8 protein-coding genes are annotated in these 20,340 nt (G+C 64.0%); 7 read left to right on the forward strand and 1 reads right to left on the reverse strand.

The window, feature by feature from the left end; all coding sequences use genetic code 11:
* Positions 1-58 precede the first annotated feature (58 nt).
* Complete coding sequence (locus RAK07_RS00055) at positions 59-1,180, forward strand: DUF362 domain-containing protein (protein WP_305730815.1); 1,122 nt, start codon at positions 59-61, stop codon at positions 1,178-1,180.
* A gap of 5 nt (positions 1,181-1,185) precedes the next feature.
* Here the strand turns inward: RAK07_RS00055 and RAK07_RS00060 are convergent, their stop codons facing one another.
* Positions 1,186-1,884: a TraR/DksA family transcriptional regulator gene (locus RAK07_RS00060; protein WP_305730816.1), complete on the reverse strand. Its 699-nt coding sequence runs from the start codon at positions 1,882-1,884 to the stop codon at positions 1,186-1,188.
* A 255-nt stretch (positions 1,885-2,139) separates the two neighbouring features.
* Here RAK07_RS00060 and RAK07_RS00065 point away from each other — a divergent pair, with 255 nt between their 5' ends.
* From RAK07_RS00065 to RAK07_RS00090, 6 genes are all read left to right on the forward strand, one after another.
* Positions 2,140-3,978 carry a PAS domain S-box protein gene (locus RAK07_RS00065; RefSeq protein WP_305730817.1) on the forward strand — a complete coding sequence of 613 codons (1,839 nt, stop codon included), beginning with the start codon at positions 2,140-2,142 and terminating at the stop codon, positions 3,976-3,978.
* On the forward strand, positions 3,950-4,675 hold the full coding sequence (locus RAK07_RS00070; RefSeq protein ID WP_305730818.1) for a response regulator transcription factor: 726 nt from the start codon (positions 3,950-3,952) through the stop codon (positions 4,673-4,675). The genes RAK07_RS00065 and RAK07_RS00070 overlap by 29 nt, the downstream gene beginning before the upstream one ends.
* Before the next feature lie 364 nt (positions 4,676-5,039).
* The gene (locus RAK07_RS00075; RefSeq protein WP_305730819.1) at positions 5,040-6,704 is read left to right on the forward strand and encodes a FecR domain-containing protein; all 1,665 of its coding nucleotides are present in this window, start codon (positions 5,040-5,042) and stop codon (positions 6,702-6,704) included.
* A gap of 12 nt (positions 6,705-6,716) precedes the next feature.
* Positions 6,717-8,714: a CHASE2 domain-containing protein gene (locus RAK07_RS00080; protein ID WP_305730820.1), complete on the forward strand. Its 1,998-nt coding sequence runs from the start codon at positions 6,717-6,719 to the stop codon at positions 8,712-8,714.
* A 142-nt stretch (positions 8,715-8,856) separates the two neighbouring features.
* On the forward strand, positions 8,857-9,588 hold the full coding sequence (locus RAK07_RS00085; RefSeq protein ID WP_305730821.1) for a response regulator transcription factor: 732 nt from the start codon (positions 8,857-8,859) through the stop codon (positions 9,586-9,588).
* 226 nt (positions 9,589-9,814) lie between these two features.
* The gene (locus tag RAK07_RS00090) at positions 9,815-20,305 is read left to right on the forward strand and encodes a cadherin-like domain-containing protein (protein WP_305730822.1); all 10,491 of its coding nucleotides are present in this window, start codon (positions 9,815-9,817) and stop codon (positions 20,303-20,305) included.
* The last annotated feature ends 35 nt before the right edge of the window (positions 20,306-20,340 follow it).

The raw sequence follows: 20,340 nt of genomic DNA on the forward strand, positions 1-20,340 counted from the left end.
ACCAGCTGATCCGGCAGGTACTCTATAACCCAAATCGGTCAAAATGCAAGGAGCGGCGATGGAAAAAGTTGTCGTCAGTCGGTGTGCGAGTTACGAGCAGGACGCGGTTGACCGGGCCCTGGAACGGCTGCTGCACCCCCTGGGAGGCATAGGCCGGTTTGTCCGGCCGGGGCAGCGGGTGCTGCTCAAACCGAACATGCTGGCGGCCCGCAGGCCCGAGGAAGCGGTGACCACCCATCCGGCCCTGGTGGCGGGGGTGGTGCGTGCCGTGGTCAGCGCCGGAGGGATGGCGCTGGTGGGGGACAGTCCCGGTATCGGCTCCCTGGCACGGGTGGGCGAAAAAAGCGGTATACGCGCTGCAGTGGAGGAGTCCGGCGGTCGGATGGTGAACTTCGGCGAGACGGACAGCGTGGGAGGCGGGCCGACGTTCCGGAGCCTTGAGCTGGCCCGGGCCTACTGCGAGGCCGATCTGGTCATCAACCTGCCCAAGCTGAAGACCCATGAAATGATGACGCTGACCTGCGGGGTAAAAAATCTGTTCGGCGCCGTTGTCGGAACGGCAAAGGCGGGACTGCACCTCACCGCCGGCCGTTCCAAGGAGCTGTTTGCCGGCCTATTGCTGGAAATCGCCCACGCCCGTCCGGTGGCCCTGACCATCGTGGATGCGATTCTGGCCATGGAGGGGAACGGCCCCAACAGTGGGACGCCGCGTCAGCTGGGACTGCTGCTGGCTGGCGAGAATCCGATTGCGGTGGACACTGTTGCTGCCCGCATTGCCGGTATCCCCGCCGACCTGTTGCCGGTGGAGCAGGAGGCGCGTCGCCGGGGGCTGGCCGGCACGGAAGCGGAGCGGATCGACCTGTGCGGTGATCCTGTTCCCCTGCCGGTGCAGCCACCCTTCCGGCTGCCGGAAGGGCTGGATGTACAGTTCGGACTACCGGCCTTCCTCAAACCGCTACTGCGCAACCAGCTTTCCCCGCTGCCCGCCGCTGATCCTGCCCGGTGCGTCCTCTGCGGCATCTGTCGCGACGCCTGCCCGCCCGGAGCCATCACCATACGCAACAACGCCCTGAAGGTGAATTCAGGGCGTTGTATCCGGTGCTGGTGTTGTCGGGAGCTCTGCCCCCATCACGCACTGACCGTGCGGAAGGGGCTGGTGCTGCGCCTGCTGGGGCGATAAGGCGACTATTCGTCCTCGTCACCGTTGGGGATTTCGCGGTAGGCCCGTGTATCGTCAACCCAGCGGGTCTGGGCCTGAATCCGCTCCAGGTCGGATTTGCACTTGACGCAGTGACGCGTAAAGGGCAGGACCTTCAGCCGTCCCACCGGGATATCCTCGTCACACTCCTCGCAGAGGCCATAGTCCCCTTCGGCCATGCGCAACAGCGCTTCATCGATATTGTGCAGTTTTTCCCGCTCGCGGTCGTTCAGCAGCAGTTCCAGTTCCCGGTCCCGCTCCGAGGATGCCTGGTCGTAGATGTCACCGCTGGTTTCGTCGGCAGCGGAGGACTCGGAGCCGGACTTGATGGAGCGGGCGATCTCCTGCAGGGCCTCCTGCTTCATTTTCAGCAGAAGAGCCCGGATTTCCGACCATTTGTCCTGCGGCTCGGCCGACGGGGCTGCGGCCGGCTTCGTCGCCGGAGCCGCGGCGGCTTTGGGAGCCTTCGGGACCGGTTTGACGGGAGCGGGCGCTACGGACAATGCAGCCGGGACGGCCTGCTTTGCCGGCACGCTTTTCTTTGCCGCCGGTTCCTTGACGGGGGAGGAAGGTGCTGCCGCTGCCTTGGGTGCCTTGGTACGGGCCGGTTGCGCACTCTTGGCTGCGGCGGGACTTTTCGCGGTGGTGGGCGTCTCTTGGGAAGGTACGCTCTTTTTGGTTGCCATGGTTTCACTCCGGCGGATCGGTAAGCTCAAAATGGCGGCAAGAAGTATCAAAAAAGCCGATAGGTGTCAAGGAGAATCGGGGAATTACAGGGAGATGCGGCGTTGACGCGCCTCCGGACGGCACCGGACCGCGAAATGCAGGCTGAGGCGCTGGTATTGCCACACAAGCTGTGGTATTTCCTGTGAACGTCATTCCTGCTGCCCACCGGAGAACGGAACCGCTGCCGGCTGCTCCGGGCGAAAGAGATGCTTGTCATGCCGACACTTGACAGCGCTACGCTGGTCACGGTTTCCATGGTTATCGAGGTGCTGCTGGTCCTGGTCCTGCTGCATGCCCGGCTGACCCGCATCACCTATCCGGGGTTTGACCACTGGATCGCCGGAACCGCCTGCTGGGCCCTGGGGTCGACGCTGAGCCTGGTGCTGCGTCCCGTTGTCCCCATGTTTGTCGCGGTGATCATCGGCAACATCCTGATCATGCTGCATCCGTTGCTGCTGTACGAGGGGATCAGCCGATTCTACCAACGACCGCGCCGCTGGTGGGGAATGCCGCTGAATCTCGCGATACTGCTGGCAGGAAGCGGCATCCAGCTCTACTTTCTGGTTGCCGACGACAGGATTCTGCTGCGGGGCGCCAATGTGTCCGCCATCATCGGCCTGCTCTTTCTCCGTACGGCACTGGAACCGCTGGCCATCCGGGAAGCCCGCCGTCACTTCATGCAGTGGCTGCTTTCCGTCTCGCTGTTGCCGCTGGTGGGACTGTTGCTCTACAGGGCGTTCCTGCTCCTGAACGGCACGAGCATGGGCACGGGCATGGCGCTGATCTACCAGGACTCCCTGCTGCGCCTGACGTTGTTTTATTCCATCAGTGCTGAAATCATACTGGCGTACACCTATCTTTCCCTGACCGGCGACCGGGTGGAGCGGGAGTTGCGGGACAGCGAGGAACGGTTCAGGAGTCTGGCCGAGAACTCGGCCGATATCATCTGGCAGCTGGACGTCTCCCTGCGCTACAGCTACATCAACGAAGCCGACGTCAGGCTGCGGGGATTCTCCCGTGACGAAGTCATCGGTCGGCCGGTGACCGACTTTCTGACCCCGAAAGGGACGGAACAGGTGCTGGCCGCCAACATCGAACGGCTGCGTCAGGAGCAGATGGGACAGAAGACCGGTCCGCGCCGCTACGAAGCACAGCAGGTGCTCAAGGACGGCAGTTACGTCTGGACCGAAATCCATGCCGTACCGCTCCGCGACAAGCAGGGAAGGATCAGCGGCTATGTCGGGATCACCCGGGATATCAGCGCCCGCAAATCCAACGAACGGCGGCAGGCCGAGCTGCTGTCCCAGGAGCAGCAGGCCCGCGAGGAGCAGGAGCGATTCCTGTCAATGCTCTCGCACGAATACCGCACGCCGCTGGCGATCCTGCAGTCGAACATCGAAATCCTGCGGATGAAGCTGAAGAGCATGCCCGGACATCTGGAGGTGAACCTGGGCAAGATGCAGCGGGCGGTGAACCGTCTGCTGGAGGTGCTGGAGCGGGGCAGGAAGAAGGACGGTTCTGAGTCGAGAATACGGGAGATGGTGCCGGCCGAGCTGCCCATTGCACCGTTTCTGCTTGAAATCCGGGATGAGGCGGTGAACTACTGGGGAGGGGGGACGCTGCTCTTTACCGGCGCGGTGGATGAGCAGCTCACGATCCATGCCGATTGCCAGCTGCTGCGGACCGCCTTGCTCAACCTGTTGGAAAACGGCGTCAAATATTCAGCCACCGGGAGCGTGATCACCTTTGAAAGCCGTTATGACGACACGTACCTTGAGTTTCGGGTGCATAACCGCAGCAAGCGGGCGCTGAGCGTCGAGCCGGAAGAGCTGTTTCGCAAGTACGCACGCGGTCCCAACAGTACCGAGCTGGTCGGCACCGGCGTGGGGTTGTGGCTGGCCCGCCAGATCATCGAGCTGCACGGCGGTATGATCGCGTTTAGCGTCAGTAATTTCCACGACGTGACCGTCACGGTACAACTGCCCAGGTATCGGAAGCACGAAAAGAACGAGGTCCACTATGCAGGTGACAACACCACGAATCGTCCTGGTTGAAGATGATGCAGACCTGAGGGAAAGTATCGTTGAAGGCCTTGAGCTGTCGGGATTTCAGGTGGTCGGCGTGGGTAGCGGCCGCGAATTTTACTGCAAGCTGGCCGAGGCGGGGCCCTTTACCGTGGCGGTACTCGATGTGGGGCTGCCGGACCAGTCCGGCTTGGTGCTGGCCGAGTACTGCCGGACCAATACCGCCATGGGGATCATCATGCTGACCGCCCATGACTCCGAAGATGATTTTTTCAGGGGGTACGAGGCGGGCTGCGACCTGTACCTCACCAAGCCGTTTCCCACCCGGGTGCTGGCCCAGGCCATCACCCGCCTGCTGGAGCGACTGGCCACGGCTTCGGATACGCCGCTGCAGGAGCAGGATAGTGTCGCCGCCTTCCGGAACGCCCGTTGGACGCTTGACCGTACCGCCTGGAAGCTGATCACCCCTGCCAACGAAATCATCGGCCTGACCTCCCGCGAAATGCAGGTGCTGACGGCCCTGTTGGAAGCACCGGGAGAGCCGGTCACGCGCGACCAGCTGCAGCGGTTGCTCTACCCCCGCATTGACGAGTATTCCGGCCGGGCGCTCGATGCGCTGGTGCGCCGGCTGCGGGCCAAAACCTCCCATGCCGGCGGCGAGCCGATCCCGATCAAGACGGTTCATGCCGTGGGGTACTGCCTGAGCGAACCGTTTGCCCTGCTGTAATCCCTCCGCACCAGGGTGCGTGAAGAACCGGCAGTACGACAGTCGGCCCGATCCTCCACTGACCGCAGCACGGCAACGGTGTCACATTTTGTTACATTTTGTCGCATTTGGTGGCTTGTGTTTGGTGCTTGAGTTGTCATAGGCTGCTCACCCAACGAGTTAAAACAGGTCTTTTTTGTGTGCGCGTGCCCAGACCACGGTCACGCGCATCCCCTGGCGCCGTTGCCATTCGAACGTTCTCCCGTCCCGTCATCGCCAGCTTTATACAGCAACGCTGTCCGCAGGTAGTCGCAGCGCGGTTGGAGGGGAGCATCCTCCCGGGCAACTGTGCGTACTGCGTAGGGCGACAGAAGCCTGGAGGGTCATGAAAGCAGCTGTTCAGTGCATAGCCGGTCTGCTGCTGCTGCCGGCACTGACGGGTGGTTTGGCCGGCCGGGCAGAGGCGCAAACCGGTCGCATGGCGGAACTTCGCGTGGTCAGCCGGGACAGCCTGAGCGGTATCTGCGCAAAATACCTCCAGCAGCCGGAAAAGTGGCGACAGGTCGCCCGGCTCAACCGTCTGGGCAATCCCGACCTCATCAGGCCGGGCCAGACGCTGAGGCTACCCGTGGAGATGCTGAAAGGTGTCGCGGCCGACGGGACGGTGGAACTGCTCAGGGGCAGGGTCCTCGTGCGCGCCCCCCGGCAGGGCAACTGGCGGACGCTGACGCTGCACGACCGGATTGTGGCGGGAAGTGCGCTGAAAACAGAGGCCGACAGCGACGTCGAGGTGCGTTTTGCCGACGGCACCACCTTCACCATGCGGGAAAACAGCGAGCTGACGGTTGCGCAATCCGTTGAGGGGCCGCTGCACCTGTTGCGTTCTCTCCGTCTGAGCGCCGGTAAAGTCATATCCCGCATACAATCGGCCACGGGCCGCGCATCGCGGTACGAGGTGGAGACACCGTCGGTCCTTGCCGCCGTGCGGGGCACCAGCTACCGGGTAGCGCTCGACGAAGCCCTGACCACCAGGGTGGAAAGCCTGGAGCATGCCATCGATGTGTCGTCGCAGGGGGCGTCGCTCCTGCTGCCGGAGGGGACGGGAACGGTTGTTCCCGTCAATGCACGGCCCCTGCCGCCGGTCACCCTGCCGACACCTCCGGAGCCGGAAGCCCTTGCACCGGTGTATGGCGACCGGGTCAGCACCATCCGTTTCGCACCGGTTGCCGGAGCTGCCGGCTACCGGGTGCTGCTGGCGGAGGACGCGGAAGGAAAACGTGCGCTCAGAACGGCAACCATAGCGGCCGGTGAGCCGTTTACCTTCGAAGGCGTGGCGGACGGCAGCTACTTTCTGCTGGCCACCACCATCGACCGGAGCGGGCTGGAGGGACCGTCGTCGCCTTCGCGGAGGCTGACTGTGCGCCGCAAGCCGCTCCCTCCTTCCATTGTGCAGCCGGTGCCGGATGCGACGGTTCCGGAGATGCCGCTGAAGGTGCAGTGGCACCATGTCGTGGGGGCAACTTCCTACCAAGTCCAGGTGGCGTCGACTCCCGACTTTTCCACAGACGTGGTCTTTGCCGGCGACAACCGCCAGACCGTTCAGATCATGAAAGAGCTGGCGGCCGGCTCTTACTGGCTGCGCGCCCGCTCCCTGGCCGAGGACGGCTATGCCGGTGACTGGTCGGAGGCGCGTGCATTCTCCATGGTCAAGTCCCCTGCCCCTGCCCTGCATAAACCCACCGCCGATGACGATAACCTGTACCTTGAGTGGGAAGCCCTGCCCGGTGCGGCCGCCTATCACCTGCAAATCGCCCGCGACGATTCATTCCGGAACCCCATTGTGCAGAAGACCGTGCAGGAAACGAAACTCGTCCTTGCGGACGACCTGCAGCCGGGCCGCTATGCGGTCCGGGTTTCGGGCCTCGCTGCCGGGGGCGCTGCCGGCGGATTTTCCACAACCGGCGTCTTCGATGTCGAAAAAAAACCGCATTACTATATCGAGACCCTTGGCGCCGTCGGGGGACTGCTCTTGTTGCTGCTGCTGCTGTAACCGGGAATCGGCATGAAAAAAATCCGATTCTTCATGCTGCTGGCGATGCTTGTGGCGTTCGTCGCCACTATTGAAGGGCTGGGACTGCTCGCCGGGATCGATGCCTATTTTTACGACCATTTCTTCCGCCTGCGGGGAAGCCGGGAGACTTCGGACCGGGTCGTCGTTGTCGCCATTGATGCCGACTCCCTTGCCGCCTTCGGCCGGTGGCCCCTGCCGCGCCATCGGTATGCTGCGTTGCTGGACCGGCTCGAACATGCCGCGGTTGTCAGTTTCGATCTCCTGTTGACGGAACCGAGCGCTGACGATCAGCAGCTTGCCGCGGCAATCCGCAGGCACGGTTCGGTCATACTGGCCGGGCACCTGGAGCAGGGGGGGGGGCTGGTGGAGCCGTCGGCACTGTTTTCCCCCCGCGGGATTGCCCATGTCCATGTGGAGCCGGGCGTGGACCATGTGGTGCGGGAACTGTTTCACAGCATCTACCGCAAGGGGGTGCTGATCCCCTCGCTCTCGTCGGCCGTTTATGAGGCGGACCGGGGCAGACCGATTCCGCGCGCCGCCTTTTCCGGCGACCGGGACGGACTGGTGCAGCAGGACCAGCACCGCATCAACTACTATGGCCCCGCCGGTGCCTTTACCACGGTATCACTGGTTGATGTTCTTGAAGGACGACACTCACCGGACTTTTTCCGGGACAGGCTGGTGCTGGTGGGGGTAACGGCGCCCGGCATCGTTGACCAGGTGGCCACGCCGTTCAGCCAGTTGCGTACCCGCATGCCGGGGGTTGAACTGCATGCCACCGCCCTGAACAACCTGCTGGACGCCGGCGCGCTCCGCGACGTGGGGCAGTGGTTTGAAACCACGAGCCTGCTGGTATTCAGTCTGCTGCTTGCGCGCCTTTTTCTGGCAATGCGCGAACAGCAGGCCCTGCTGGCCTGGTGTGCCTCCCTGATCCTGCTGCCGTCCGCCTCACTGGCGCTCTTCGTTGCCGGCAGGTGGCTGCCGCCCGCCGCCTTCCTGGTGTCCGGCTCGGCGATGTTCGCCGCCGTGTACCTGCGGCGCTTAAACACGGCGGTCCGCCGCCTCGACCGTGAGTATGCGGCCATGGTGACGCTGCTGGGGCGCGGCATTGGCGGCGAGGCGGGGGAGGTGCGGGAGAACGGTGGGTTGCTGAGTCTGCTCTCCGAACGGGGCATCAACGAAAAGATCCGTCGTCAGAGCATCATGACCGCCCGCCTTGTTGCGATGCACAAGAAGCTCGAAGCGCTTCTCAAGACGGAGCGGGAAACCCTGGACAACCAGATCCGTTTTGTCGAGATGCTCTCGCACGAATACCGGACGCCCCTGGCAATCATCCGGGCCAACCTGGATATTCTGGAACTGCGTGACACAGAAGCGCCCAGACCGTTTACCGCCTATTACGACAAGATGAAGCGGGCGGTCAGCCGGTTGACGGAAATCATGGATATTTCGCTCCGTGCCGAGCGAATGGACGGCAGCGACAACCGGATGCAGCAACGGCACCTCGAGCTGACAGGTTTTGTGCGGTTGCTCTTTGAAGAGTCGTGCGCCCTGTGGACCGAGCGCACGCTGTACCTCGAACTGCCGGAAAAGGGCGAGGTCGTCATTTTTGCGGATGCGGCGCTTTTCAAGACCGTGTTGCTCAACCTGGTGGACAACGCCATCAAGCACTCTCCGCCCGACGAAGCCGTGAGTATCGCCCTGCAGGTCGGCACGGGTGCCGCAGCCATCTCGGTCTGCAACCGGCGGCCCTGCATTCCGGCGGAAGAGCTGGAGCGCGTATTCGACAAGTACTACCGGGGGCGCAGCAGCGCCAACATCCAGGGGGCCGGGCTCGGGCTCTACCTGGTGCGGAAGATCGTGGAGCAGCAGGGGGGAACCGTCCAGCTTTCCAGCAGTGCAGAGGTCGGCACCCGTGCAACGGTGACCATGCCGTTGCTGCGGACGGACGGCGAAGCGACCGCTCCGGGCCGTCACACTTCGTCGTAATTTGTCGGTTCTGGTGCGTTGACTCCTCCCCTCGCCGGCTGGTATACGAAGCGCCACCATTTACCCGTTTTTTACGGGCCATTCGGCGCTGCATATAAACGCATAAATGTATGCTGCCCGAAAATCAGGGAGTTGGATCGATATGGAACCGGATAGAGCCGCCAACGTTCTCATTGTGGAGGATAATTTCGAACTGCGGGAAAGCATGGTTGAGTACCTGGCGCTTGCAGGCTTCGCCACGGTGGGAGTGGGCAGTGCGGCCGAGTTTTACAAAGAACTGGATAATGACTGGAGCGTCGTGGTGGTCGATGTGGGACTGCCCGATCAGTCCGGCTATGTCCTGGTGGAATACATCCGGAACAACACCGCCATGAGCGTCATCATCCTGACGGCCCGGAACGCTCCGGAGGACCGAGTCAGGGGGTACGATGCCGGTGCGGACCTGTACATGGCCAAACCGGTTGACGGCCGGGAACTGGTGGCGGCCATCCATAACGTCATGCAGCGACGCCGGGAGCGGGCAGTCGGGGCCGGCGATCCGAAAATGCCGCAGCCGTTCCAGCGGCACTGGGCGCTTGACCGGGCCGCCTGGCAGCTTGTCGCGCCGGACGGTGCCTGCATCGAACTGACCGGCAAGGAAATGCGCTTTATCGAGCTGCTGGCGACCATACCGGTTGCGGCGGCGACACCGGTGCCCCGCAGCAGCCTGCTGATGGATCTCTACAACCGTCACGACAGCTATTCCAGCCGTGCGCTGGATGCGCTGGTGCGGCGGCTGCGGGGGAAGGTCGGCCTGGCAACCGGGGAGGCCCAGCCGATAAAGACCGTCCATGCCGAGGGCTACCGTTTTTCCGCCGACCTGAAGGTGATCTGAGCGGCCGATGTTTCGCGCACAACGGCCTGCCGTTGTGCCGGCCTGCTCACCATGGGGACAAACAAGGCTGTTTTGGGTTTCTGGGCCGATGGCGGGCTGAGTGGGGCCGGCTCCGCACAACGTCCCTGTGGTGCTGTTCAATCGTGATTCGTGGGTAGCTGTGCCCTGAAGCTACGTTGGCATTCTTGAGTTTACTCGGGTTTTGAACAAGCGGGAGGTATTCACCATGTCCAGACGTCACCACCGTACGTCCATGCAGCAGCCGGCCGGCAGCGGTTTTGCCTACATCATGCCCTTGGAGCCGCGGATCATGTTCGATGCGGCTGCTGCTGCCACCGCCGATGCTGCGGCTGACCAGGCCCAACAGCCCACTCCTCCCCCTGCCCCGTCCGACACCGCTGCGGCCCACCATGAAGTAGCCTTCATCGACCCGACCCTGAAAGACAGTGCGGCACTGCTGCAAGGTCTCAGCGGTTCCGTCGAGATCATTGCCCTGCAAAAAGGCGTGGACCCCCTGGCGCACATCAGCGACTACCTGGCAAACCACCACGACATCACGGCCCTGCACCTGTTCAGCCACGGCACCCCCGGCGCGGTGCGGCTGGGCGACGCGGTCCTGTCCGCCGACACCCTGGCCGACCACGCCAGCCAGCTTGAATCCTGGAAGCAGAGCCTGACGGCCGACGCGGACATCCTGCTGTACGGCTGCGACGTTGCCGCCGGTTCTCAGGGTGAAGCCTTCATCAGCCAACTGGCGCTCCTGACCGGCGCCGACGTGGCCGCCTCCAGCGACGCCACCGGCGGGACGACTGCCGGGGGCAACTGGGTGCTGGAGCGCAGCACCGGCCCCATCGAGGCGGCGGCCCTGACGGCGGCCGGCTACGACGGGCTGCTGGCGGCCACCGCCGTCAACGACGCCAACAGTGCTACGCCCCGTGCAACCGCCGAAGACACGCCGCTGGCCGTCACCGGCATCAGTATCACCGACGCCGACAGCCCGGCGAACATGACGGTGCGGGTTCAGACCACCGGCGGCAGCAGCAGCGTCACCTTAAGCGGAGCGATCGTTTCCGCAGGCACCAACGGTTCCGCCGATTTCACCATTTCCGGTTCCCTGGCACAGATCAACGCCACCCTTGCCAGCCTCACCTTCACCAATGAACTGAACAAGAACAGCTCCACCAGCGGCTATTCCGCGAAGATCGATCTGACCGCCACCGACGTGACCAACGGCGGAACCGGTACGCTGTCCATCAGCAACATATCCGTCACTGCCGTCAACGACGCGCCGGACCTCTCCACCCGGACCAACCTGATCCTCAACGAAGGGGGTAGTACGGCCTTTTCCCTGCAACAACTCGCCACCGACGCCAATGCCCTGGACGTGGATATCCAGACCGGCCAACAGGTGCTGGTGCAGCAGATGGTTCAGATCAAGAGTCTGCCCAGCGATGGCACGCTGACCTACAAGGGCGGGCCGGTCGTTGTGGATACAGTGGTTCCGGTATCCGAGCTGGGCAGCCTCGTATTCACCCACACGGGCGGCGACCTGGCGGCGCCTAAAACGGTCAGCTTCACGGTTGCCGTTAGTGACGGCGGCGGTGCGGTCACCAACGGCACGCTGAACATCGTCATCAACCCGGTGAACAAGGCGCCGACCATCTCCGGCAGCCCAAGCCTGTACGAAGGGCAGTCCAAGGCGGTGGCACCGACCATCAATCTTGGCGATACCGCCGACACCCTGGAAAACTCCACCATCACCATCAGCGATGTCGTCACCGGCGGGCAGGGTAGTTTCTTCATCGACGCCAACAACAACGGGGTGATGGACGGCGGGGAAACGGCGTTCAGCGGCGGCGTGCTGACCGCGGCCCAATTGGCCCGGTTTAAATTCATCCAGAACGGCTACGAGCCGAACACGCCGGGAGCGGTTTCGCCCTCCTATAAGATCACGGTGCAGGACTTCGGCGGCAGAAGCGACGGCACCGGTGCCAAGCTGACAACCGAGACCACCATCACCCTGACGGTCCTGCCCAACAACGACCAGCCGGTGATGGACCACATCACGCCGCCCGTCGATCCGGTGGATGAGCGTGCTTACCTCCCGATCACCACCGCCATGCTGCAGGTCACCGACCCCGATCTGAACCCGGCCAACCCCGGCCAGGCCTGGCCGGCGGCGAACATCGTTTATACGATCGAAACGCCGCCCACCCACGGCCAACTGCTGCTGGAAGTCTCTGCCGGGGTATGGAAAAGCCTGGATGTGGGCGGCCGCTTCACCCAGGCCGACATCGACAGCGGCAGGGTCAGGTATTACCAGAGCGCGGAATTGACCGGCGAGGATTTGATCCCCGAGAAGTTCACCTTCACTGTCCGCGACTCGGCCTACGGCTATGAACTGCCGACCCCCGACGATCTCGGCACCATCGTGCCGGGAGCGGTACGCGAGGGCGATGTCGCCACCGGGGCCATCAAAACCCTTGAATTCGCCTTCATGCTGCAGCCGGTCGATGGTACCGGCGGCGGGACAGCCCCCACCTACGACGGCATGACCTACGCGTTCGATGAACTGGGCACCAACTTCAACGGCCTGGCAAGCGGGTGGAAGGAAGGCAACGTCGGCAGCGACGGCATCATCACCCAGGCTATGCTGGAATACAGGATCACCCGCACCATCGGCGGCACGGCGGTGGTGCTGCCGCCCGCGGAAACGGTCTACACCCTGACCGCCCCGCCCACCAACGGCGTGATCCAGCGCGACACGGGCAGCGGTTGGCAGACCCTGGACGTCAACGCCACCTTCACCCAGGCCGACATCAACAACAACAAGATCCGCTTTGTCCACGACGGCAACGAGGATTTCATCAACAGCTTCGGCTTCAAGGTCTCCGACGGCACCGCAGCGGGTAGTCAGGACGCCACCTTCAACATCCACGTCGCCCCGGTGAACGACCGCCCCACCGGCAGCGGCGGCACGGTGAACGTGCTGGAAGGCAACGGCACTACTGTCCGTCTGGGGTCCGGCATGCTGGGCATGACGGACGTTGACGGCACGACGGATACGGAGCCCAATGCCGCCAACACCACCGGCAACGTGCTCTGGAACGACGAGGGCCTTGCCGACAGTCTCTGGTTCAAAATCCTGACTGGCCCGACAACAAACAGCGGCAGCGGTGACGTTCAGGGAAAACTGCAATACTGGAATGGAAGCGCCTGGACTGACATTACCCCCGGCGCGGAACTCTGGCTGCACAGCTCCCTGCTGACCACGACGGCGGATGGTGCAACCTCGGGCCTGCGCTACGTGCATAACGGTACCGAACCGCTGGCCTATGCCGGCGGCCCCAAGCTGACCTTCACCTACCAAGTCCGCGACGATCTGGCCGCGCCGGGCAGCGCCTTTACCACCAATACCAGCACGGTTACCGACAGCGGCGACGACCAGAGCCACGCCAGCACGGCAATAACCGCCACCATTGGCATCATCCCGGTCAACAACGGTCCGCAGATCGCCGACAAGCCGGGCGACGCCGATCCGGACATCACCGTCATCGGTACCATTACCGGCGGTGGGGCCACGGCCGGCACGAACGAAATTCTGACCGACGTGCCGGAGGGAGGCACCGCAACCATCACCAGCGTACACCTCACCGCCGTGGATTCGGACAATACCACGGTGCAGCGCCAGTACCGCATCACCAGCGCGCCGACCCTGGGCGTGCTGCAACTGAACGGCAAGACCCTGGGGATCGGCTCCACCTTCACCCAGAAGGACATTGACGATGGCAATGTGAAATACAAGCACAACGGTGAGGAAGTGGGGGCTTTGATTAACGGTTTCGGCGCCCAGTACCACGACAAGTTCCACTTTGTGGTCAACGACGGCGTTCTGGAAGATGCCGGCGCCGGCGCCGACAAAAACGTCTTCCTGATCACGCTCAAGCCGACGAACGACAAGCCGACCGTGGCCGTTCCGTCGTCGAAGGATGTGCTCGGCAGCGGCAGCACCCCAGTGGCCGTTACCGGCATCTCGGTGGATGACCCTGATCTGGCGCAGGTCATCGCCGGCTCGGAAGAGGATTTCATCCGCGTTGAGGTGGCGGTGTTGACCAGCGGCGGTTCTGCCGTGAGTGGCGCCAAGCTGACCTACACGGGGGCTGATCCCTCCACCGGCAGCCGTGCGTACAACAACGGCAAAGACACCAATACGCTGGTCATCCAGGGGACCAGGGCCGAGGTCAACACCGCACTGGCGACCCTGACCGTTGCCTTTGACAACGACGAGGATGTCAGCAGCCACAAGATCCGCGTGACCGTGGACGACCGGCTCTACGACAGCGGCGGAGTACTCACCATCGGCGCCAACGGCGGCATCGCCGCCACCACCAACAGCGACGGCAGTGCCATCGACGCTGCCAACAACCGGGTCAGCAAGGAGATCACCCTGACCGCCTCCAACCAGAACGACGTGCCGACCATCAGCAACAGCAGCAGCTATACCGTGAACGAGGATGGGAACGTCACCCTCAACGGCTTCAGCCTGAGCGATGCCGACAGCTTCAACAGGAACGTCACGGTCAAGGTAGAGCTGTTCAGCGACAGCGACCGCTCCACCCCTGCCAATGCGACTACGGAAGGGAAACTGACCTATTCCGGCCTGAGCAACGTCACCGCCAGCGGCAACAACAGCAACACCGTCACCCTGACCGGCACCCTGGCCAACGTGCAGGCCGCCCTCAACCAGATCAAGTTTCAGGGGGCTGCCGACTACAACGGCACCGCTTCCGGCGACGGCGCCCTGTACCTCAAAACAACCCTCACTGACTTCGGCCATGCTGACCAGCCGGCCGGCATTGCCGTCACAGTGGATAACACGATCACCATCAAGCCGGTCAACGACGCACCGGTGCTGGCTGTGCCGGGCAACCAGACGATGGCTTCCGGCACCTACGTCGATATCAGCGCCGGGTTTACCGTCCAGGACACCAAGGACATCAACCAGGGAGCCACCGACTACATTGAGGTGACGGTGGAGGCGCTGGACGGCACCGATCCCTACGGCACCCTTAGCATTGCGACCCTCGGCAGTGCGACGGTGGACGGCAGCGGCAGCACCATTACCGTCAAGGGCACCACCGCCGCCGTGAGCGCCGCGCTGAACAGCCTGCGCTACACCCCTGCGAATGCCAACGTGGACAAGGTGGTCACCATCAAGGTGACGGCCGACGACAAGGAAAACGGCAAGGAAGGGACCGGTGTCGGCGGCAACACCACCGCCGTCAAATCCTTCACCATCACCATTTCCGGCACCAACGACGCACCGGTGGTAACGGTGCCCGATACTTCGATCACGCCGGTTTCCATCGCCGAGGACAGCAGCAACACGGTGATTTCCGGCATCTCCTATGCGGACACCGACGACTTTGGCGGCATTCAGCGGATCACCGTCAGCGTGGGCCACGGCACTCTTAATTTCGGCACCACAACCGGCCTGTCCCTGCAAGACGGCACCACCTACGGCAGCGCCACCATCACCGTGGAAGGAACCAAGGCCGCCCTCAACGCCGCCCTGGCAACGCTCAAGTACACCCCCACGACCAACTACCATGGCAGCGACACCCTGACCATCACGGCCAACGACAAAGGGCTGGTGGGCACTGGCGGCGTACAAACCGATACCAAAACCATCGCCATCACCGTCACCCCGGTGAACGACCGGCCCGTGGCCACCACCAACGTCACCCTGACCACCATCAACGAAGACGCCACCCCTGCGGGCGCGGCCTTCTCCGGCCTGAACTTCGGCTACGGCGACGCCACGGACGACCAGACCGGCAACGGCGGCGACGACGCTTCCACCGCCTTCTCCTATATCGCCATCGTCGGCAACGCCGCCACGGCGGCCCAAGGCGCGTGGCAGGTTTCCAGCGATGGCGGCAGCACGTGGATTGACATTCCAACCAGCGGCCTGGGCATCACCAATGCGCTGGTGTTTAGGGCCGACAGCCAGGTCCGCTTCGTGCCCGCCGCTGATTTCAACGGCACCCCCGGCAACCTGACGGTGCGTCTGGCCGATGGTTCACAGATCCTGACGGCCAGCACCGCCGCAGGCGATACGAAGAACCTGAACGACACGGCCAACGGTGACGCCGACCTGGCGACCGGCGCGTGGAACGACACCAACCGCACCATCGGCATCAGTGTCTCCGCCGTGAACGATGCCCCGACCCGCACCGGCGCGCATCCGACCGTCACCGTGGCCGAGGATGCCGCGCATCCCGCCGGCCAGACGGTTTCCGCCCTGTTCAGCGGCAACTTCTCCGATGCCAAGGACACGGTTGCGGGCGGCTCCAGCGCCAACAGCTTCGCCGGCGTCGCCATCACCGGCATGGTCAGCGACAAGGGGGTGTGGGAATACAGTACCGACAACGGCACTACCTGGATCGCCGTGCCGGCAGATGTGGCCGCCGGTAACGCATTCGTGCTCATCGCCGCCGATCAGGTGCGCTTTCGGCCCACCACGGCCGATTACAACGGCACGCCTGCCGACAGCCTGACCGTGCGCCTGATCGACACCTCCGCCGGCGCGGCGACCTCCGGCAGCCGTCCCGACCTTTCCGGGGCTGGTTCCGGCGGCAGCACGCAGTACAGTGACCTTGCCAATGCCGTCATTCTGAGCGCTGTGGTCACCCCGGTGAATGACGCCCCGACCCTGACGGCCGGCGGCCAGACCAGCGGCATTGCGGTGACCGTGACCGAAGACAACGCCGTCACCGGCGGCGGTAATGCCTTTGAGGTGGCATTGCTGACCAATGTCGCCGTGGGCGATATCGACCTGGGCACCAGCGGGCTGAGTTCCACCGTCTTCGGCAGCGGCACCATCACCGTGACGCTCACCGACAGGATCGCCGGCGACCTGCTGACGGTCAACGGCGCACTTGACGGCATCAATAACGTCACGGCCTACAACGCCGGCACGGGGCAACTGGTCATCACGCTGGCTCAGGGGGCCACCACCGCCCAGGTGCAGGCCATTCTCGAAGCCGTCAAATATTCCCACCAGAGCGACGACCCGACTGACAAACTGTCCGGCACCGAGAAAAGCACCCGCGCCTTCACGGTGACACTCTCCGACGGCAACAACCTGCAGGCCGGCGGCAACGCCGGCGGCCCGGCCCCGCTCTCCGCCACGGTGTCCGGCACCGTCACCATCACCCCGGTCAACGACCCGCCGGTGGCGAACAACGACACCACCAGCGTTACGGAAAACACCGACAGCCCCACCAGTGGCAACGTCATCACCGGCAAGGATCGGAACAACACCGTGCAGCCCGGCCAGAACGACACCGACCCGGATACACCGGTAGCCGATCTCAGGGTCACGAATATCGTACCGCCGCCAGGCGGCAGCGGTGGCGGTACTATCACGACGAACCCCGTCACCGTCAGCGGCAAGTACGGCGAACTGGCCATCCACCCGGACGGCAGCTACAGCTATACGCTGGACGAGACCAACCCCACGGTCAATACACTTAACAACGGTCAGCAACTGACCGACGAGGTCTTCACCTACACCCTTTCCGACGGCGACAAGACCGCCACGGCTACTCTGACCATCACCATCAACGGCAAGACCGACGGCGCCCCGGCCATCACGCCGGTGGACGGCAACGGGGCAGCCACCGGGCAGGCCACGGTCAATGAATCCGGTCTCGTCGTTGACGGCGACGGCTCCGAAACCACCACCGGCACGATCACCGTGCAGGCCGATGCCGGCATCAAGAGTGTGACCATCGGCGGCACGGAGATCACACTTGCCACACTGAAGAACCTGCCGCCGGACGGCATTGCCATCAACACGCCGGACGGCAGGATCACGGTCAGCGGTTTCACCCCGACGTCGAGCTTCGGCAGCGAGGTGTACAACGGCACCATCGCCTACACCTACACGCTGGAGCAGGCGCAGACAACGCCGAGCGTCGGCGAGGGTACGGAACCCATCAGCCTCAAGGTCACGGACAAAACCGATGTCGACACCACCGGCACGCTAACCATCCGGGTCATCGACCATACCCCCACCGCGGTTGCCGACAGCAACCAGATGAGTAAATCGGTTGGCACGGTGACCGGCAACGTCTACTCCAATGACGCCATCGGCGCCGACGGAGCGGCCCTTCCGGGACCGGTGACGGCCGGGACAACAGTCGGCAGTTACGGCACCCTTACCCTGAACGCCGATGGCAGCTACACCTACGATATCGACTCCGCGAACGCCGCCGTGCAGGCCCTGACCGCCGGCAGCACGCTCACCGAAGCTCTCACCTACACCATCACCGACAAGGACGGCGATACGTCCACGGCCGTGCTGACCATCACCATCATCGGCAACACACCGCCGATTGCCAATAACGACGCCCGCACCACGCCGGAAGACACGCCGGTCAGCGGCAACGTGCTCGATAGCGGCGGCATCGGCGATGTGGCCGACAGCGACGAGGACGGCGACACCCTGACCGTGACGCAGATCGTAGTTGACGGCGTGACGCACACCGTGCCCGTTGACGGCTCCCCCGTGACCGCGACCATCCCCGGCACGGGCGTGCTGTTGTTCGACAAGACCGGCAGCTACACTTTTACTCCGGTTGCGGACTGGCACGGCACGGTGCCGACCATCACCTACACCGTGGACGACGGCGCCGGCGGCACGGATACCGCCGTGCTGACCATCACCGTGACGCCGGTGGCGGACATCACCGTTGACAGCGTCGTCACCCACGTCAACGTGCCGGTGACCACGTCGGTGCTGGCAAACGACAGCTTCGAGGGCACTCCGGTGGTAACGGTGGCGCCGGGCGACGGGCCGGTCCACGGCACGGTAACGGTGAACCCGGACAACACCATCACCTACACCCCCACCCCCGGCTTCTTCGGCGGCGACAGCTACACCTACACCGTGACCAGCGGCGGGGTCACGGAAACCGCCGTCGTTACGGTCACGGTCGCCAACACCCCGCCGGTTGCCAACGATGACGTCCGCACCACCCTGGAAGACACGCCAATCAGCGGCAACGTGCTGAACGGTAGCAATGGCGACGTGGCCGACAGCGATGCCGACAGCGACCCGCTGACCGTGACCGGCTTCACGGTGAACGGCACCAGCTACGCTGCGGGTGGAACCGCCGATCTTGCCGGCATCGGCAGCCTCACGCTGAAGGCCGACGGCAGCTACACCTTTACCCCGGTTGCGGACTGGCACGGCACGGTGCCGGTCATCACCTACACGGTGAGCGACGGCACCGGATCGGCCAACGGTACGGCCACGGCCACGCTCACCATCACCGTGACGCCGGTGGCGGACATCACCGGCGACAGCGTCACCACCCATGCCGGCACGCCGGTAACCACGCCGGTGCTGGCAAACGACAGCTTCGAAGGCACCCCGGTGGTGACCGGCACCACGTCGCCCGTCAACGGCACGGTGACGGTGAATCCGGACAATACGATCACCTACACCCCCACCCCCGGCTTCTCCGGCAACGACAGTTACACCTATACCGTGACCAGCGGCGGCGTTACGGAGACCGTCACCGTTACGGTCACGGTCACCAATACCCCGCCGGTGGCGGCTGATACCGCCGTTGTCGTCGGGTACAACACGGTACGGACAGACAGGCTACCCGTTGCCGGCGATGCCGACGGCGACAACGTGACCTATGCAAAGGGAAGCGACCCTGTTCACGGTACGGTGACGGTGGATGCCGACGGTAGTTACCGCTACCGTCCGTCCGACGGCTACAGCGGCCGGGACAGCTTCACCTACACCGTCAGTGACGGTAACGGCGGCATGAACCGTTACACCGTGACCATCACCGTGGAACCGCCGACGGTGGTCCAGACGCCGCCGGTGGTGGCCCCGGCAGCTCCACCGCCGGCGCCGGCTACGCCGGGCAGTTTCAGCCCGGTCATCATCGCGCCGGCGGCGACCACCGGTCCCAGCTCCACCGACTGGGCCGCACCACCCATACAGAACCTGCTGGACCTCGGTGAGCCGAGTTACAACGCAATGCCGGTTCTGGGTAGTTCCGGCGTGGTCATCCTGGGCGGCAGCGACTCCACGGTCGGTGAACACGGCCTGTACCTCGTCAAGACCCCATCGTCACAGACGATACTGGTTGAGGAGGTGGCTTCCTTCAACCTCCCCACCGGTACTTTCCGACACAGCAATGCCGGCGCGCGGGTCGCCATCGAGGCCAGCCTTGCCGACGGCCGGCCGCTGCCCGGTTGGCTCAGCTTCGATCCGGATAGCGGCCGCTTCACCGGTAAGCCGCCGGCAGGTACCGGCGGGGCCATGGATATCAAGGTCATGGCCCGGGACGATCAGGGGAGCGTCGCCTTCACCCAGTTCCTGCTGCACATCAGCGAACAGGAGTCCAAGGCGGCCCACACGTTGAAGAATCAGGGAGATGGCGAGACGACGTCTGCTCCCGGCGTTTCCGGTACGGGGCAGGGACAGCAGACGGAAGCGGGTCCCGCCGGTGAACCGGCCGAGCCGGCTACTTCCGCCGGACCGGGAGTTGAACGGCGTCAGAGTCGGGAACACGGGACATCCTCCGGACGCCCGTCGCTGGCGGAGCAGCTCAGGCAGCAGCAGCCGCGCAGCAGGCAGGCGGAACTGCTGACATCCCTGCAGCAGAGCACGGCGACGCGAGGGTGATTGAAGCGCGAACAACTCGATGCAGAGCGTTTCCA

It is taken from the genome of Trichlorobacter ammonificans, from assembly GCF_933509905.1.
Lineage (GTDB): Bacteria > Desulfobacterota > Desulfuromonadia > Geobacterales > Pseudopelobacteraceae > Trichlorobacter > Trichlorobacter ammonificans.

Excerpts from the sequence above, each read along its gene's own strand:
- RAK07_RS00055 (WP_305730815.1), top strand. The coding sequence starts at position 59 with ATGGAAAAAGTTGTCGTCAGTCGGTGTGCGAGTTACGAGCAGGACGCG.
- RAK07_RS00060 (WP_305730816.1), bottom strand. The coding sequence starts at position 1,884 with ATGGCAACCAAAAAGAGCGTACCTTCCCAAGAGACGCCCACCACCGCG.
- RAK07_RS00065 (WP_305730817.1), top strand. The coding sequence starts at position 2,140 with ATGCCGACACTTGACAGCGCTACGCTGGTCACGGTTTCCATGGTTATC.
- RAK07_RS00075 (WP_305730819.1), top strand. The coding sequence starts at position 5,040 with ATGAAAGCAGCTGTTCAGTGCATAGCCGGTCTGCTGCTGCTGCCGGCA.
- RAK07_RS00080 (WP_305730820.1), top strand. The coding sequence starts at position 6,717 with ATGAAAAAAATCCGATTCTTCATGCTGCTGGCGATGCTTGTGGCGTTC.
- RAK07_RS00085 (WP_305730821.1), top strand. The coding sequence starts at position 8,857 with ATGGAACCGGATAGAGCCGCCAACGTTCTCATTGTGGAGGATAATTTC.
- RAK07_RS00090 (WP_305730822.1), top strand. The coding sequence starts at position 9,815 with ATGTCCAGACGTCACCACCGTACGTCCATGCAGCAGCCGGCCGGCAGC.